The organism is Kribbella orskensis, assembly GCF_004342085.1.
Classification (GTDB): domain Bacteria; phylum Actinomycetota; class Actinomycetes; order Propionibacteriales; family Kribbellaceae; genus Kribbella; species Kribbella orskensis.
The window spans coordinates 149,732-165,927 of sequence record NZ_SLWM01000003.1; the positions used below are offsets into that span (position 1 = coordinate 149,732).

At 69.4% G+C, this 16,196-nt stretch carries 13 protein-coding genes; 5 read left to right on the plus strand and 8 right to left on the minus strand.

Going from position 1 to position 16,196, the window contains the following annotated elements; all coding sequences use genetic code 11:
- Nucleotides 1-4: 4 nt before the first annotated feature.
- Nucleotides 5-1,441, minus strand: coding sequence for an MFS transporter (locus EV644_RS09575; RefSeq protein ID WP_132190081.1), 1,437 nt, complete (start codon nucleotides 1,439-1,441; stop codon nucleotides 5-7).
- A 169-nt stretch (nucleotides 1,442-1,610) separates the two neighbouring features.
- Here EV644_RS09575 and EV644_RS09580 point away from each other — a divergent pair, with 169 nt between their 5' ends.
- The 3 genes from EV644_RS09580 to EV644_RS09590 all read left to right on the plus strand — a co-directional run bounded on the left by EV644_RS09580 (nucleotide 1,611) and on the right by EV644_RS09590 (nucleotide 7,041).
- The gene (locus tag EV644_RS09580; RefSeq protein WP_132190080.1) at nucleotides 1,611-3,374 is read left to right on the plus strand and encodes an ABC transporter transmembrane domain-containing protein; all 1,764 of its coding nucleotides are present in this window, start codon (nucleotides 1,611-1,613) and stop codon (nucleotides 3,372-3,374) included.
- A complete protein-coding gene (locus EV644_RS09585; RefSeq protein ID WP_132190079.1) occupies nucleotides 3,371-5,149 on the plus strand; it encodes an ABC transporter ATP-binding protein in 1,779 nt (592 codons plus the stop codon). Before EV644_RS09580 ends, EV644_RS09585 begins: the two co-directional genes overlap by 4 nt.
- 89 nt (nucleotides 5,150-5,238) lie before the next feature.
- Nucleotides 5,239-7,041, plus strand: coding sequence for a S9 family peptidase (locus EV644_RS09590; RefSeq protein ID WP_199239719.1), 1,803 nt, complete (start codon nucleotides 5,239-5,241; stop codon nucleotides 7,039-7,041).
- A gap of 15 nt (nucleotides 7,042-7,056) precedes the next feature.
- Here the strand turns inward: EV644_RS09590 and EV644_RS09595 are convergent, their stop codons facing one another.
- The gene (locus EV644_RS09595) at nucleotides 7,057-7,974 is read right to left on the minus strand and encodes a S66 peptidase family protein (protein ID WP_132190078.1); all 918 of its coding nucleotides are present in this window, start codon (nucleotides 7,972-7,974) and stop codon (nucleotides 7,057-7,059) included.
- Between the two features lie 79 nt (nucleotides 7,975-8,053).
- On the opposite strand from EV644_RS09595, the gene EV644_RS09600 reads away from it, so the two are divergent.
- Nucleotides 8,054-8,338 (plus strand): antibiotic biosynthesis monooxygenase family protein, encoded by a 285-nt coding sequence (locus EV644_RS09600; RefSeq protein WP_132190077.1) that lies wholly within the window; start codon nucleotides 8,054-8,056, stop codon nucleotides 8,336-8,338.
- Nucleotides 8,339-8,505: 167 nt separating this feature from the next.
- On the opposite strand, the gene EV644_RS09605 is transcribed toward EV644_RS09600, so the two are convergent.
- The 3 genes from EV644_RS09605 to EV644_RS09615 form a co-directional block, all read right to left on the minus strand.
- Nucleotides 8,506-12,027 (minus strand): phosphodiester glycosidase family protein, encoded by a 3,522-nt coding sequence (locus tag EV644_RS09605; RefSeq protein WP_132190076.1) that lies wholly within the window; start codon nucleotides 12,025-12,027, stop codon nucleotides 8,506-8,508.
- Nucleotides 12,028-12,175: 148 nt separating this feature from the next.
- On the minus strand, nucleotides 12,176-12,499 hold the full coding sequence (locus EV644_RS09610; protein WP_241995325.1) for a rhodanese-like domain-containing protein: 324 nt from the start codon (nucleotides 12,497-12,499) through the stop codon (nucleotides 12,176-12,178).
- A gap of 319 nt (nucleotides 12,500-12,818) precedes the next feature.
- Complete coding sequence (locus tag EV644_RS09615) at nucleotides 12,819-13,676, minus strand: DNA-formamidopyrimidine glycosylase family protein (RefSeq protein ID WP_132190075.1); 858 nt, start codon at nucleotides 13,674-13,676, stop codon at nucleotides 12,819-12,821.
- 175 nt (nucleotides 13,677-13,851) lie between these two features.
- Between EV644_RS09615 and EV644_RS45225 the strand changes: the two genes are divergently transcribed.
- Nucleotides 13,852-13,995, plus strand: a complete 144-nt coding sequence (locus EV644_RS45225) for a hypothetical protein (protein WP_199234685.1) — start codon at nucleotides 13,852-13,854, stop codon at nucleotides 13,993-13,995.
- A 56-nt stretch (nucleotides 13,996-14,051) separates the two neighbouring features.
- Here EV644_RS45225 and EV644_RS09620 read toward each other — a convergent pair whose 3' ends face one another.
- The 3 genes from EV644_RS09620 to EV644_RS09630 all read right to left on the minus strand — a co-directional run bounded on the left by EV644_RS09620 (nucleotide 14,052) and on the right by EV644_RS09630 (nucleotide 16,173).
- On the minus strand, nucleotides 14,052-14,879 hold the full coding sequence (locus EV644_RS09620) for a class I SAM-dependent methyltransferase (RefSeq protein ID WP_132190074.1): 828 nt from the start codon (nucleotides 14,877-14,879) through the stop codon (nucleotides 14,052-14,054).
- A 131-nt stretch (nucleotides 14,880-15,010) separates the two neighbouring features.
- Nucleotides 15,011-15,646, minus strand: coding sequence for a hypothetical protein (locus EV644_RS09625; protein ID WP_132190073.1), 636 nt, complete (start codon nucleotides 15,644-15,646; stop codon nucleotides 15,011-15,013).
- The gene (locus EV644_RS09630; RefSeq protein ID WP_132190072.1) at nucleotides 15,643-16,173 is read right to left on the minus strand and encodes an RNA polymerase sigma factor; all 531 of its coding nucleotides are present in this window, start codon (nucleotides 16,171-16,173) and stop codon (nucleotides 15,643-15,645) included. The genes EV644_RS09625 and EV644_RS09630 overlap by 4 nt, the downstream gene beginning before the upstream one ends.
- Between the last annotated feature and the right edge of the window lie 23 nt (nucleotides 16,174-16,196).

Sequence of the window (16,196 nt, forward strand, 5' to 3'; positions counted from 1 at the left end):
GCGATTAGGCAGAGACAGTCGCCCTGTCCACCTGGAGGTCGGCAGCTACAGCTTCAGCTGTACTCCGCGCCCAGCGCCCGGTGGTGATCACCCCAAGGGCAAGGACGAGCACTCCGCAACCGGCGATGATGAACCACCCGAGCCGAGCGGCCGAGACGAACCCGGTCTCGAGCGACCCGACCAGCCGGGCGGTCAGCACGGTCCCCACGATCGCAACGCCCAGCGAAGCGCCGACCTGACGACTGGTCGAGGCGATCGCGGCCGCGACGCCCGCCTGGGAGCGCGGCATGCCCGATACGGCAGCGTTCGTGATCGGCGTGCTCAGCATGCCGAAGCCCAGACCGAAGATCAGGTACCCGCCGAGCAGCAGCGGGGTCGCAGTACTGTCCGTCAACCGTGACAGCACCAGGCCGCTCACGGCGAGCATCGTGCCTGCGACCACCAGCGGGACGCGCGGTCCGCGATTGCCGACGAGCCAGCCGGACAACGGCGCGAAGACCACCGTCATCGCTGCCATCGGCAACGTCAGCAGCCCGGCGTGCAGCGCCGAGAATCCCCGGACCTCCTGCAGATAAAGGGAATTCAGGAACAGGAAGCCCGAGAGCGCGGCGAACCCGCAGACCGCGATCAGCGTTGCTCCGGAGAACGGCGCGCTCCGGAAGAACCGCGGCTCGAGCAGCGGCTGCTCCCGTCGCCGCTCGTACAGCGCCAGGAAGACCAGCGACAGCGCGACCACCACGAAGCAACCGACGATCAGCGGTGAACCCCACCCGGCGGACCGGCCCTCGATGATCCCGTAGGTCAGCCCGACCAGGAACAGCATCACCAGGAGCTGCCCGACCGGGTCGATCCGGCGCGCGACGGCGGCCCGGGACTCCGGCACGAACAGCGCGGTGAGCAGGAAGGCGATCAGCACCACCGGCACGTTGATCCAGAAGATGTACCGCCAGCCCGCGGTGTCGACCAGGGCGCCGCCGACGACCGGGCCGACCGCCAGGCTGAGGCCGACCACGCCTCCCCAGACACCGATCGCCTGCGCGCGTTCGCGCGGGTCGGTGAAGGTGTTGGTGATGATCGACATCGCGACCGGGTTGAGCATCGAGCCGCCGATCGCCTGCAGCATCCGGAACACGATCAGCAGGTCGACGGTCGGCGCGATGCCGCAGAGCAGGGAGCCGACCCCGAAGAGCACCAGCCCGGCCTGGAAGGTCCGGCGGCGGCCGATCCGGTCGGCGGTGGAGCCGGACAGCATCAGCAGGCTGGCGATCACCAGCGTGTAGGCGTCGATCGTCCACTGCAGCTTGGAGACCGAGGCGTCGAGGTCACTACGGATGGCCGGCAGAGCCAGGTTCACGATGGTCGAGTCGAGCCCGACGATGAACAGGCTCAGGCAGCAGATGCCGAGCACCAGCAACCGCCGCCGCCGGCTCAACTCCCGCACCCCATCAGCCTCCGAATCACCTGTCGACAACCCGTTGAAGACTGTACTACCGCCTGCCCAGGCCACCGCTCGAAACTCGGTTGAGGGCCCTCACCAGGGAGCCTAGGCTTGATGCATTCGCCTGGTCAGGTGTTCAAAACCCCCCTCCTATGTCTTCTTTTGGGACGTCATGTCGCTGCGCCTCATTCCGTTCGCCGACCCGGGTGTACCCGATACCCGGTCCGGCCTCCGACTCATTCTCTGGCTGGAGCACCAGCAACTGCGCGGGCAGGCCGTCGCGATCGGCTGGGGCCTGCTGTACTTCGGCGGCATCGCCGCCGCGCCGGTCGCGGTCGGCCTCGCGGTCCAGGCCGTGATCGACAAGTCCTGGCCGAAGCTCCTGCTGGCCGGCCTCCTGATGCTCGCCATGGGCGCCGTTAAGGCCGGTTCCGACGCGTTCTTCCACCGTGCCGTGGTGACCAACTGGATCAGTACCGCGTCCCGGATCCAGCAGCTCATCTCCCGCAAGGCTGCCGAGCTCGGCTCGATGCTGACCCGCCGGATCGCCGCGGGTGAAGTGGTCGCCGTGAGCAGCGGCGACGTCGAGAAGATCGGCTGGTTCGTCGAGGTGCTCGGCCGCTTCGCAGCCGCCCTGCTGACCTGCTTCGCGGTCGTCATCGGCCTGCTCTTCTACGAGCCACTGCTCGGCCTGGTGGTGCTGATCGCGGTGCCGGTCCTGGCCTTCTCGATCGTGCCGCTGATGGGTCCGGCCGAGCGCCGGGCCGACGTCCAGCGCGCCAAGGGCGGCCGGGCCACCGAGCTCGCCGCGGACACCGTCGCCGGTCTGCGGGTACTGCGGGGCATCGGCGGCGAGCAGCTCTTCCTGGAGCGATACCGCTCGGCCTCGCAGGAGTTCCGGGCCAGCGCGGTCCTCAGCGCGAAGATGTGGTCGCTGATCGCGGCGATCCAGGTGCTGCTGTTCGGGTTGTTCCTGGTGCTGATCGTCTGGCTGGGGGTCGGCCTGGTCACCCAGGGCCGGATCAGCGTCGGCGAGCTCGTCACGACGTACGGGTTCATCACCTTCATGCTGGTGCCGCTGCACACGTTCGAGGAGACGGCGAGCGCGTTCATCTTCTCGAAGGTGTCCGCCCGTCGCGCTGCCCGCGTGCTGGCGCTGCAGCGGATGGACGACACGAAGGGGACCTCGGAGGCGCAGGTGCCGACCGGCGACCTGGTCGACCCGCTCTCCGGCCTGGAGGTGCCGGCCGGCTCCTTCACGGCAGTGGTCTGCGGCAACCCTGACGCGGGTGGTCTGCTGGCGAACCGCCTGGGCGGGCACAGCCCAGAGGCGGAGGCCGAGGACCCGTCTGTGCTGCTGGGCGGTGTCGCGCTGGACGACCTGCCGCTGGACTCCGCCCGCACGGCAGTGCTCGTGCAGGACAAGGACCCGGTGCTCCTTTCGGGCACGGTGCGCGACCTGTTCGACGTACCGGCCAGTGGAGCCGTCCCGGTCGAGGCAGCGCTCGAGGCTGCGCAGTGCGCAGACATCCTGGACGTACTGCGCCAGACCCTGCCCGCGGGTGTCACCGATGCCACTCAGGCGGTCCTGACCGAGCGTGGCCGCTCGCTGTCCGGCGGACAGCGCCAGCGGGTGGCTCTTGCCCGTTCGCTGTACGTCGACCCGGCGGTGCTGGTGCTCGACGAGCCCACCAGCGCGGTGGACGCCCACACCGAAGCACGGATCGCCGACAGCCTGCGGCTCCTGCGGTCCGGGCGGACCACTGTGGTGTTCACGTCCAGCCCGCTGATGCTGGACCGCGCCGAGCAGGTCGTGTTCGTGCCGGACGGCCGGGTAGATGCCGTCGGCACCCATCACGACCTGCTGCACACCAACCCCCGCTACCGCGCGGTGGTCACCCGTGAAGAGGAAGCAACCCTCGAGGAGTCGGCGTGAAGCGCCCGGAGTACGACCCGGCAGCCCCGCAGGAGGCGGCTCGCCTGCCGGTGGCCGGGACCGCCACTGTGCGGGCCTACCTGAAGACGCTGTTCAAGCGGCACCGTCGCGCCTTCGGCTGGCTGACTCTGGTCAACGCGATAGCGGCGCTGAGCGGCATGGTCGGGCCCTGGCTGCTCGGCAACGTGGTGGAGAAGCTGTCGCTCGGGGAGACGGACGTCGACCTTCCCTACGTCGTGCTCGGCTTCCTCTGCGCCCTCGCGGTGCAGACGGTGTTCGTCCGGCTCACCCGCCTTCGCGGCGCGGTGCTGGGCGAGGAGATGCTGGCCGACCTGCGGGAGGACTTCCTGGTCCGCGCCGTCGCGCTCCCGCCGGGTGTGCTGGAGCGGGCCGGCACCGGTGACCTGCTGTCCCGGATCACCACCGACGTGGACCGGCTCTCACACGCCATGCGGGACGCCGTACCGCAGTTGACCATCGCGGTGATCTGGGCCGCGCTGCTGATCGGCGCGCTGATCGTCACGGCGCCGGAGTTGGCCGTCGCGATCGTGATCGCCGCGCCGATCCTGATCATCGGCGGCCGCTGGTACTTCCGCCGCGCGCCATCGGCGTACCGGTCCGAGGCCGCGGGTTACGCGGCGGTGGCCTCGGCGCTGGCCGAGACCGTCGACGCCGGCCGGACCGTCGAGGCGCACCGCCTCGGCAACCGCCGGATCAAGCTCGGTGACACCCGGATCGGCCAGTGGGTCGCCTGGGAGCGGTACACGCTCTACCTGCGGATGGTGTTGTTCCCGGTCATCAACATGACCCACACGGTCTCGCTGGCCGCGGTGCTGGTGATCGGCGGCGGCCTCGCGATCGAGGGCTGGATCACCGTGGGCGCACTCACTACAGGCGCCCTGTACATCCAGATGCTGGTCGAGCCGGTCAACATGATGATCCGCTGGTACGACGAACTGCAGGTGGCCCAGGTCTCCCTGGCCCGGCTCGTCGGCGTGCGGGAGATCGAGGCCGAGGCGGCGGGCAAGCAGGACGAGCCGGAGGGGCGGACGGTGCTCGCGGACGAGGTGCGCTTCGGGTACCTCGAAGGCCGCGACGTGCTCCACGGCGTCACCCTGACGGTGGAGCCGGGAGCCCGGGTCGCGCTCGTAGGCCCTTCTGGGGCAGGGAAATCGACGTTGGGCCGGCTGCTCGCAGGCATCTACTCGCCGAGGCTGGGCGACATCACCCTGGGCGGTGCCGCCCTGGACAAGATGTCGGCCGAGCAGGTGCGCAGCCACGTGGCGCTGGTGAACCAGGAGCACCACGTGTTCGTCGGCAGCGTCCGCGACAACCTGCGGCTGGCTCGGCCGGCAGCAGCGGATGCGGAGCTGTGGACGGCTCTTCGTGCGGTCGACGCGCACGCCTGGGTGGCCGGGTTCGAACACGGCCTCGACACCGAGGTCGGCTCGGGCGGAGTCTCGCTGACTCCGGCGCAGGCCCAGCAGGTCGCCCTGGCCCGGCTGGTCCTGGCCGACCCGCACACGCTGGTCCTCGACGAGGCGACCTCGCTGATGGACCCGCGAGCGGCTCGTCACCTGGAGAGGTCCCTGGCCGGCGTACTGGAAGGCAGAACGGTTGTGGCGATCGCGCACCGGCTGCACACCGCGCACGACGCCGACGTGATCGCCGTGGTCGAGGACGGTCGCATCGTCGAGCTCGGCGGCCACGACGACCTGGTGGATGCCGAGGGCCCCTACGCGGCGCTGTGGCACTCCTGGCACGGCGAGCGCTAGAGGCCGCCAGACGAACAGCAGGAGAAGAAGGGAGGGGCAGCCTTGACCGCCCCTCCCTTGCTTTGTGCCTGCATGTGAGACTGATCGCCGTGCTGAAAACACTGCTCTCGCTGCCGACCGTGATGGCCTTCGATGTCGATAGCGAAGGGCGGTTGCTGGTCGGGTACGACGGGAGCGGGATCCGGCAGATCCACGAGGTGGAGCCCGACGGCCAGTGGCGGGCGTTGACGGCGCTCGACGACACCGCCCGGGCGGCGCGGTTCGTCCCGGACAGCAGCAAGGTGGTCGTCGAGCACGACAGCGGCGGGGACGAACGCGGCCAGCTGTCGATCCTCGACCTGGACGATCGCAGCGGCCCCGACGGTCTGCCCGAGCTGACCCCGCTGGTGCACGACCCGGAGTACTTCCACCACCTGGCGGACGCGACGCCGACCCGGATCCTCTTCCTCACCAACCGGCGCAACAACGTCGACTTCGACCTGATCGCCCGGGACCTGGCGACCGGTGCCGAGACCGTGCTGTACGACGGCGGCGGCTACGTGGGCTCGGTGCACGCGTCGCCGGACGAGCGCTCGGCGGTGATCGTCCTCGCCGGCGGCCCGGGCAACTCCACCCAACTGCTGCTGGTCGACGTGACCACCCGCGCGGTCACGGAGCTCACGGCTTACGACGCCCCGAACTATCAGGACGGGCCTTCCTGGCTGCCCGACTCATCCGCCTTCGTCGTCGCGAGCGATGCCGGACGGGACCGGCTGGCGCTGCGGCGGTACGACCTCGGCACGGCGACCTGGACGGATCTCCTGGTCGACGACGAGCACGATCTGGCCGGCTGGGTCTGCCCGGACGGCGAGCACCTGCTGATCGGGACCACCGACGACGGCGTGGTGTCGATGGCCCTGCACAAGCTCGCGGACGCCTCGCTCGTCGCGCCGCTCGCCTTACCCACAGGCGGATGCGCCGCACGCTTGCTGATGGCGCCGGATCCGTTGTGGTCGCCGGACGGGACGTTCGCGCTGCTCAACCACAGCTCACCCGTCGAACCGCTGTCGGTGTTCCGCTACAACCGGGAGACCGGCGAGGTCGTCGCCATCCACGTGCCCTACATGCCCGCTCTGCCGGAGGGTCTGGCCCATCCGGAGAGCCATCGGGTCACCTCCTTCGACGGCGAGCAGGTGCCGGTCTTCGTGTACCGCCCGGCCGATGGCGGAGACGGGTCAGCCGTGGTGCTGGTGCACGGCGGCCCCGAGGCGATGTCCCTGCGGATCTGGAATCCCCTCGTCCCGGCACTCGTTGCCCAGGGCCACACGGTCGTCGTACCGAACGTGCGTGGCTCGGCTTCCTATGGCAAGCGGTGGTACTCCCTCGACGACAAACACCTGCGGCTCGACTCGGTGAAGGACCTCGCCGCGATCCACGAGTGGTTGCCGTCCATCGGCGTCGACCCCGGCCGTACTGCGCTCTGGGGTGGCTCGTACGGCGGGTACATGGTGCTCGCCGGCCTGGCCTTCCAGCCGGACCTCTGGGCGGCAGGTGTCGACATCGTCGGGATCGCCTCGCTGGTGACGTTCCTGGAGAACACCTCGGAGTACCGGAAGGTGGCCCGGGAACGCGAGTACGGCGTACTGGCCGAGGACCGGGACTTCCTCGAGCAGGCGAGTCCGCTCAACCGGGTGGACGACATCCGCGCGCCGTTGTTCGTCATCCACGGCGCGAACGACCCGCGGGTGCCCTTGTCCGAGGCCGAACAGATCGCCAAGGCTCTCGAGAAGCGTGGCGTGCCGTGTCAGCTACTGGTCTACCCGGACGAAGGCCACGGTCTTGCGAAGCGGGCGAACCGCCTCGACGCCTACCCGCAGGCGTTCGCATTCCTCCGCGTACACCTGGCTGGCTGAGCGGTTCCACCAGTTCTAGCTGAGCGGTTCCAGCAGTGGGGTGAGGGTGGCGTCGTTCGCGTCCAGGCGGACCGGCAGGCCGAGCGGGATCGCCAGGTTGAGGTCCTCGTGCCCGATCGCGGCGCCCTCGACCATCGGCAGGCCGAGCGGTTCGAGCCGCTCACGGACGACATGAGCCACCAGTCCCTGGTCGTCCGACTCGCTGAAGTCGCCGATCACCAGTCCGGTGACCTGGTCGAACCAGCCGGCCCTCAGCAGTTGGGTGAGCAGCCGGTCGACCCGGTACCCGTCCTCGCTCACGTCCTCCATCACAACGATGCCGTCCGGCTGGGCGAAGGTCGGAGTACCGAGGCTGGCGGCCAGGAGCGCCAGGTTGCCCCCGAGCAGGCGGCCTTCCGCAGTACCAGGGATGACGGTCCGGGCGCCGACGGGGTCGAGCAGATCCTTGATCGAGCCCGGCTCGAACAGCAGGTCCCGGAGCCGGTCGTGGGATGCGGGCACTTGCAGCTGACCGACGGACGCGGCCATCGGGCTGTGGATCGTGACGAGGCCGCGAGCGTTGAAGGCTTCGTGCAGCGCGGTCAGGTCGCTGAACCCGACGAGGATCTTGCCGATCGGCGCGAGCTCGTCCAGGTCGAGGTGCTGCAGCATCCGCTGGACGCCGTACCCGCCGCGACCGGCGAACACCGCCTTGTACTGCGGATCCAGCCAGGCGGCCCGGAAGTCGGCAGCCCGGGCCTCGTCGTCACCAGCCAGGTACGGCAACTCGTCGTGCATCGCCAGCGCGGACGGCATCAGCTCGACCTCGAGCCCCCACGCCCGCAAGTACTCCGACCCGTCCGCCAGCCGCTCGGCGGACAACGGCCCGGCCGGCGCCACCACAGCCACCCGATCTCCGCGCTCGAGCCGCCGCGGTCTCCTCACCTCAGTCATGCCCCAGACGCTACTTCACCCGTCCCACCAGCCGGGCTGGCGGAGTACGCGGTACAGGTGGCGTGAAAGAGTGGCGGGCATGGTGCTCGAGGTTGCATTGATCGATGTCACGGCCGGTCAGGAAGACGCCTTCGCGGCGGCGTACCAGGAGGCTCGGCAGCAGATCGAGCAGGCGGACGGCAGCCGCAGCATCCGGATGACCGCCGGTATCGAGACGCCGACCAGGTTCGTGCTGATGGTCGAGTGGGACTCGGTCGAGGCGCACAACGTGTTCCGCGCAAGTGACGCCTTCGGTGTCTGGCGCGGCTTGATCGGTCCCCACTTCGCCAACCCGCCGCACGTCGAGCACTTCACCGACATCTGACAGCTGGGGGCTCGGCCAGCCCTTCGACGGCTCCTCGACCGCCGCCATGTCGATCATCGCCTTCGCCGGTCGCGGACCGCCGCCACTCACCAAACCCCGACCCGGGAGGGCGGGCGCTCTCGGCGACTGGATGGCCGAGGAGTTGGTGAGTGGCGGCGGTCTGCTGCTTACCAGTCGACCTTGACGGTGGCGCTCTTGCTGACGCCGTTGACCGTCACGCCGACCTGAACCGTGCCCGGGCGGATGCCCGTCAGCTGGCCCGTCGCCGGGTCGTACGCCGCGACCGCCCAGAACGGCGCGGTGCGGGCCGGGCCGATGTGCAGCAAGCTCGAACCCCACCAGTCAGCCGACACCGGGAACGACACCGGCACCCGCCGGTTCTCCTGTACGACGGTCGCCGCCGCCGGGGCACTCGTACCGCTGCGAAGCGAGGTGGGCGCCGCGAGCTCGAGCGAGTCGACATGCGGCCGGAGCTCGAGCTGGAACCACGACCGCTCGGGAGCGGACCAGTGCCGTTCACCCGCGGCGGCCTCGCGCGCCGACGGGTCGATCCCGACCAGCGCCCAGCCGGTGAACCCACCGGCGTCAGGTGCGGCGGCCGGGCCCTTGCCCGAGTTACCCGTCAGCGGCAGCAGGACGCCGTCGATACGAGTCGCCGCGAAGGTACCCGCGTGAGCTGCCATGTACGCCGCACCCTTACCTGTGGACGCGCGGAAGTCCGCGAGCCACCGGACCAGCAGGTCGGCCTCCTTGCGATCACCGAGCTGCGAGTTCTGCGTCGGCGAGGGATCGTCGATCGGGTGGTGTGCCATCATCACGACGTTGTGGATCTCCGGGTTGCGCGCCGCGTCGTCCAACTGCTTGCGCAGGTCGAGGATCTGGTCGAACCCACCCGCTCGGAGCGACCCGAGCGACGAGTCCCGCAGTACGAAGCGGGTGCCCTTGTGGTCGAAGGTGCTGGTCGGCTCGCCGAAGACCTTCTTCCACTCGGACAGGTCGCCCGGGCCGTAGCTCTCGTGGTTGCCCGGTACGTAGTGCACCGGCACCTTGCCGGCGACCTCCTCGTCGATGATCTTCTTCGCCAGCGCGACGTCGTTGGAGAAGCCGCGGTCGACGAAGTCGCCGTTGATCACCAGGAAGTCCGGGTTCTGCGCCAGTGCCTCGCGGATCGTCCGCCGCGCCTGCTTCACGAAGTCGGACTCGGGGTCGTCGGCGGTGAACTGCGCGTCCGACATCACCGCGAACTTCCACCGGCCACCACCTGTCGCGGTGCCATCCGTCACCACCATCGGGTCGACCACCTTGGCCGACGGCGTCACCGTCACCGGCGGAGCGCCCCGAACGGTCAGGTCGTCGATGACGATGCGTCCGGAGTACTGCCGGGTCGGCACCGTCTCCACCACATAGATCCGCCAGAACCTCAACGGCATCGTGAGCCCCGGCGGGATGTCCGCCTCGACGTACTTCCAGCCGGTCCAGTCCACCGCCGCGGCGAGGTTGAGCGTCTGCGCGGCACCACCGGCGGCGTCGTACGCGTTGGCCCGCAGCCAGGCGCCCTTGCCGTCGCCGTACACCCAGGCGCCGAGCTTCTGCGGCTGACCGGGCAACGTCTGCTGCGGAGTCTGCGACAGGTACGCCGCCCGGGTGGCGGTGCTCCCGGTGAGCGAGTAGTCCAGCGCGATCGCCTGGCCGCCGTCGTGACCCTCCGCGGCCGACCGGGACGCCGTCGCGGCACCCACCGGTACTGCGTTCGCCTGCCAGCGGGTGGTGTCGTCGACCTCATCGACCACCTCGCTGCTCAGGCCGGCGGTGACACTGAGCTGGGTGGTGAGGTCTCCCACCTTCGCGGTGACCACGGTGGACACCGCGTCGGCGCCTACTGCGCTCACGTCGAACCCATTGCCCCAGGCAACAACCTTGACGAGCGCCGGGTCGAAGGTGAGCTTGACGTCCCGCGGTTCGACCCAGGTGGAGAAACCGTCGGCGTCGAATCCGCTGACGGTGAAGAACCCCTTCGCCGTTGCGTCGGGCAACGACACCTGCTTGCTCGAGGGCGCCAGCCGGATCGGCGTACCGAGAACCGTCATCGGGAAGCGGCCGCGTGCGGTTCCGTTGGCAGCCGTCACGATGACATCACCCGCACGACGACCGGTGACGATCCCCTGGCCGGTGACGTTGGCGTTGCTGCCGACCGACCAGTACGGCGTACCGGGTGCTGGGGCGTACGTCTCGTCGTGGCCGCGGGCGGTGAGGACGCGGCTGAGGCCGGTGAAGACCCGCGAGCTGCGGGTGATGTCGGTGTCGGCGAGCTCGGCGGCGGTGCCGGTGGCCTCGATCCGGAAGCCCTTGAGCCTGCCGGATCCCTTGACCGGAAGGAGTCCCAGGCCGTTCGGGGTCAGCCGCTCGGAACCGTCCGAGGGCTTGTTCACGACCTCCGGGGTGGCCTCGCCGGGCGAGCGCTTCAGCATCGTCGAGGAGCCGCCGCCGTCCAGGTTGAGCACGTCGTCGGAGCCCAGGTCCAGCATCAGCCGGGCCAGCTCCTTCTCGGTCAGGCCGCGGGAGTCGACCATCCGGCCGTCCACCGTGAGCAGCACCATTCGGCGGCCGTCGGCGGAGAAGCCGATCGCGGTCCGCGGGTGCAGGGCAGTGTCGTCGACGTTCAGGATCTGGCCGTCGCGGGCCAGCTGGATGTTGCCGCTGAGGCCGACGGCGACATCCGCGGCATCGGCGCGCGGACCGTACTTCACCTCGACCTTGTCGCCCGGCTCGAACGCCGTGAGCGCGGTCGCTCCGGCCTCGCGGCCGACCAGGGCCAACTCGTTCGCAGCCAGCGGGGTGGTCGCGGGGGTGGTGGCCGAGGAGACCACGACGCCGTCGCGGAGGATGACCTCGCGGACCGTTGGCAGGCCGTCGACCGTGCGAGTCCGGGCCGCCTCACCCCACTGCGGGGTGTAGAGACCGATGCCGCCGCTGTTGACCGAGGGCGAGTTCAGGTTGGTCAGGTCGACCTTGCTCGCGTCGTCGTCGGTCGCCGTGCCCTCGAGGAACACCTGGGCGATCCGGCCGAGGCCGTTCTTGTCGATGACGGCGGTTTCGTTGTGACCGGCGGCCGGGCCGTTGACGAACCGGCCGGCGCCACCGTCGGCATCCCGTTCGATCCCGATGCCGAGCGGTGCGCCCGTGTCGTTGATGTCGAAGAAGTCGCCGTTCACACCGGCGATCGCACCCTTGCGCGCGACCTGCTGGCTGAGCACCTCGCGGCCGGAGACGGTACCGGGGTTGAGGTAGTCGACGGTCACACCACCCGCGTCGAGGTCCGCGACCAGGATGTCGCCGCGCAACCAGCCGCGGGCGTCGAGCCGGTCGAAGCTGGTGTAGCTCACGCCGGGCGCGACCGGGGTGTCCTCGCGCCTGGTGATGATTCCTTCGCCGGGCGGGGCGATGGCGACATCGGGGATGTCCGAGGCCGCGGACGAGCCGCGGTGCGCCTCGACCGCGGTGGTCTGCAGGAGTTGGTCGGGCGAGGGCTGGGCGGCCGAGGCAGGGTTCACCGCGGCCGTGGCCAGCAGGCCGCCGAGCACGAGGCTCAATGCCGCTGTCCGGCGGCGCGGCTTGGTCCCTGTGACTGGCGTACGGGCTGGCGTCTCGGGTGGTTCCGGGCGGAAGGCGGGCGGAGCAGGCGTGGACACGGGGCCTCCTGGGCTGGGCGGACGCGGCCATCCGACGCCGTGGGACCTACCGCCGTGTGCGGCGCAGGTGTACGCCGGTCAACCGACCGGTGACAAAGTAACGCCCTCAGCGACCAACCGGAAGCTTTCTGTCATGAATTCGCCGGGATCAGTCGACGGCGACGGGGCGACCGGCGACCTGCCAAGCGTGCATGCCGCCGTCCAGGTTGATCGCGTCGCGTCCCTCGGAGGCGAGGTACTGGGTCGCCATCGACGACCGGCCACCGACCGCGCACACGCAGAGCACCTTCTGCCCGAGCGGTACTTCGCCGACCCGTTCCTGCAACTGGCCGAGCGGGATGTGGACGGCGCTCTCGATGTGACCACGAGCCCACTCGTCGGGCTCGCGCACGTCGAGCACGAACGCCTCGCCCAGCAGGTCGTCATCGACATCGGCAACCACGACGGCAGGAATCTCCGGAGTCTGGAACATGCCTCAGATCATCGCAGCCCCACCCAATCGCCGCTCTCGGGGCCGGGAGGAATGCGGCTGCCCGAGTGCTGGATCGAGCGTTGACAGTCGCGAGGCCGGACACCGAAGGTCGAGGCAGGACTCGCCGGCCGGAGAGGACGTGCTCGCGGATCCCGCGAGGCCGACGGCGTATCTCGCGGCGCGGGTGGTCGCTCTGACGGTCGAGCCGGTCTCGCCTGGCGCGCAGTCGTGGTCGAGATCCCCACGAGCGCCAGGGAGCCGGAGCTCACCGTGAACCTCGACGCGGGGCGTCGCCCGGCCTCTCTGTCACACCGGCTGACTACTTGAGCAGCTTGGAGAGGCGGCGGTCGGCGAGTGGCTTGCCGCCTGTCTGGCAGGTCGCGCAGTACTGCAGGGACGAGTCCGCGAAGCTCACCTCGCGGACGATGTCGCCGCAGATCGGGCACTTCAGCCCCTTGCGGCCGTGCACCCGCATCCCGCTCTTCTTCTCCGACTTCAGGTCCTGTACCGCGAGGCCAGCCGACCTGGTGACGGCGTCGCGGAGCGTCTCCTGCATCGCGTCGTACAACTGCTGGAGCTCGTCCGAGGTCAGGTTCGAGGCCGGCTTGAACGGGCTCATCTTCGCGACGTGCAGGATCTCGTCGGAGTACGCGTTGCCGATGCCGGCGATCACCGACTGGTTCCGCAGTACGCCCTTCAGCTGGACCCGGCCCTCCCGCTTCAGGATGCCGCCGAAGTCCTCGAGCGACAGGCTGAACGGATCGGGCCCGAGCCGCGCGATGCCGGGAACCTCCGCGGGGTCGCGAACGACGTACACGGCGAGCTTCTTCTGCGTGCCCGCCTCGGTCAGGTCGAACCCGGACCCGTCGTCCAGCACCACCCGCAGCGCGATCGGCCCCTTGCCCGGCCGGACCAGCCCGGTCGACTGCTCCTCCCGCCACCGCAACCACCCGGCCCGCGCCAGATGGATCACGAGGTGGATCCCCTGCGCCGAGATGTCCAGGAACTTCCCGCGCCGCTGCACGTCGTCGATCAGCAACCCCACCAGCGACGAGATCGGCGGGTCATACGTCTTCAACGCGCTGATCGCGGTGATGTCCGCCCGCACGAAAGCCCGCTCAACGGCACGCTCCCGCAGGAACCCCGCCAGCGACTCAACCTCCGGCAACTCAGGCACCCACCCATTGTGCCCACAACACAGGGACATTTCCCGGAAAAGTACTCAGCTCCCTGCGATCACGAGCCTGACTCGGGCTGTGGGGCTGGGAAACAGGGGGAAGCCAGGAGGATCACCCATAGGGAATGGTTGCGGGTACCGCTACCTTCGTAGGAAGTAGAGAAGGAGGCCCCCGATGGGTTTCGTGAAGACACTGGTCAAGGGCGCTGTGGTCGCCAAGCTGGTGCAGGTCGCGCAGCGCGAACTGAGCAAGCCGGAGAACCAGCGCAAGGCCAAGGAGATGTTCCAGAAGGTCCAGCAGCGCCGGAACGCGCACTAGCCTCCACACTCGGCCGCACCGCGTACGTCGTACGGGGTGCGGCTTGTGCTGGGTGGTCAGCGGCGGCGGGCCTGGAGGGTGTAGCTGGCGGGCAGTCGCTCGGGGTGCTCGGTGAGGCGCCACTCGCCTGATTCAGGGTCGAGGGTCATGTGACCCGGGAGTGCTTCCCAGGGGACGCTGTCGTGCTCCTCGAACGCGGTGATCTCCATGCCCGCGGTCATCAGCGCGTTCATGATCTCCGCGAGGCCATGGTTCCACTCGTGCGTGACGTTGTGCTGGAACTCGACGTCCGTCGCGACGTACGTGCCGCCCTCGTCCCAGACCATGGGTTCCTCGGTCTCGAAGTACGGATAGCCGAGGGTGATCAGCCCCGGATGCTTCGAGCCTTCCAGCGCCCAGAGCATCGGATGACCCTCGCGGATGAAGAGGCGGCCGCCCGGCTTGAGCAATCCGGCGACCGTGTTCGCCCAGCGCTCGATGCTCGGCAGCCAGCCGATCGCACCGATCCCGGTGAACACCAGGTCGTACGACGCGCCGCCCAGCACCTCGACGGCGTCGTACACGTCTGCCTGGTGGAAGTCGACCTCGAGCCCGAGCCGGTCGGCGAATCCCTGCGCCTGCTCGATCGCCGGCGTCGAGAAGTCCAGCCCGCTCATCCGCGCCCCGAGCCGCGCGAGCGAGACGGTGTCCGTGCCGATGTGGCACTGCAGGTGGACACCGCGCAGTCCGGAAATGTCCCCGAGTCGCGGTACGTCGAACCGCACCACACCGCTGAGGAAATCCGGATCGTCCACGAACCGCTCGAGCATGTAGTCGGGCGACGCGGCATGCGCCGGAACCCGCTCGTCCCAGCTCGCCCGATTCAGCACGCGATAGTCATCCACGAAGCGACTCTGACACACACCGGCCAACACCGCGCGGGGATTTCCTCGAGCTGTCGATCAGGCGCTTCGCCCGGAGCATCTACCTTTCAACGCCAGATGGTCACCCTCCGATCCGACCGAAGATCCACCGGCTAGTGGCCCGAGAGTTTCCGGTTGAGCGAGAACAGGCGGCCGAGGACCGGCATCAGGACGATGTTGAGGCCGTGCAGCACCCCGATGATCAGCAGGATGCCGCCGAGCCGGGCGGCTTCGAAGGACACCTGCCGCGGCAGCACGCTCAGCCCCCAGAACGGCCGCGGCTCGAAGCTGACCGTGAACAGGATGTACGCCGTGAAGATCAGGTAGTAGACGATGTCGGTCAGCACGATGTAGCTCTTGCCGGTCTGCGGGTTGTCGTGGAAGACGTCGGCCGCATAGGCCCGGCCGAAGCGTTTGATGAACGGCCCGAGCCAGAGCGCGAGTCCGATCAGCAGGCCCGTGGTGATCAGCTCGAGAACCCACCAGTCCATCAGCAGATGTCCGTTCTTCGTCGGAGTGAGCAACAAAACGATTGCGGTGAGCAACAAAAGACCGGCGACCGCCGCCAGTACCCCGCGCCGGTTCCGCCGCCGACGGATCCGGTCGTCGGCGATGCTTCCGAGCACCCGGTCGAACAGATCAGGCGAGGTACTGCGGGGTTGTCCCGGCCCGAGTGCCTCGAGCAGTCGGCGCTCCACCGGTGTCGGGTCGCTGGACGGCAGGTCGCCGGCGGGCGGATGTCTTGTCATCGGGGTTCCTCCAGTTCCGCCTTGAGCGACCTCAGGCCGCGTTGCAAGTGAGTCTTCACCGAGTTCGGGGACAGGCCGAGGGTCGCCGCGATCTCCGCGACGGGCAGCTCGACGTAGTACCGCAGGACGACGCAGTCGCGTTGCCGCCGCGGCAGACCGCGCAACGCCTCGATCACCTCGCGGCGGCTCTCCCCGTCGGCCACGTGGTCCTCGGCGGAGCGGTCGTCCACCTCGGCGGGTGGCCGGTGCCGCAGGGAGACCAGACCACGCCGGTTGTGGTCGCGGGCCAGGTTGATCACGATCGAGCGCAGGTACGCCGCGGCCCGGTCCGGGTCGTTGATCCGGTGCTGGTTGCGGGCCAGCCGCAGGAATGCCTCCTGCACCAGGTCCTCAGCGGCCGTGCGGTCGTCGACGAACCACCGGGCGAGCTGGACCAGCCGCGCGCCCTCGGCCCGGAACAGCGCGACGACCAGCGCGTCGGCGTCCCGCCGTACGCCGGCACCGGACAGTTCCGCAGCCGCATCCATAGCCCCCATCACCTTGACGGACG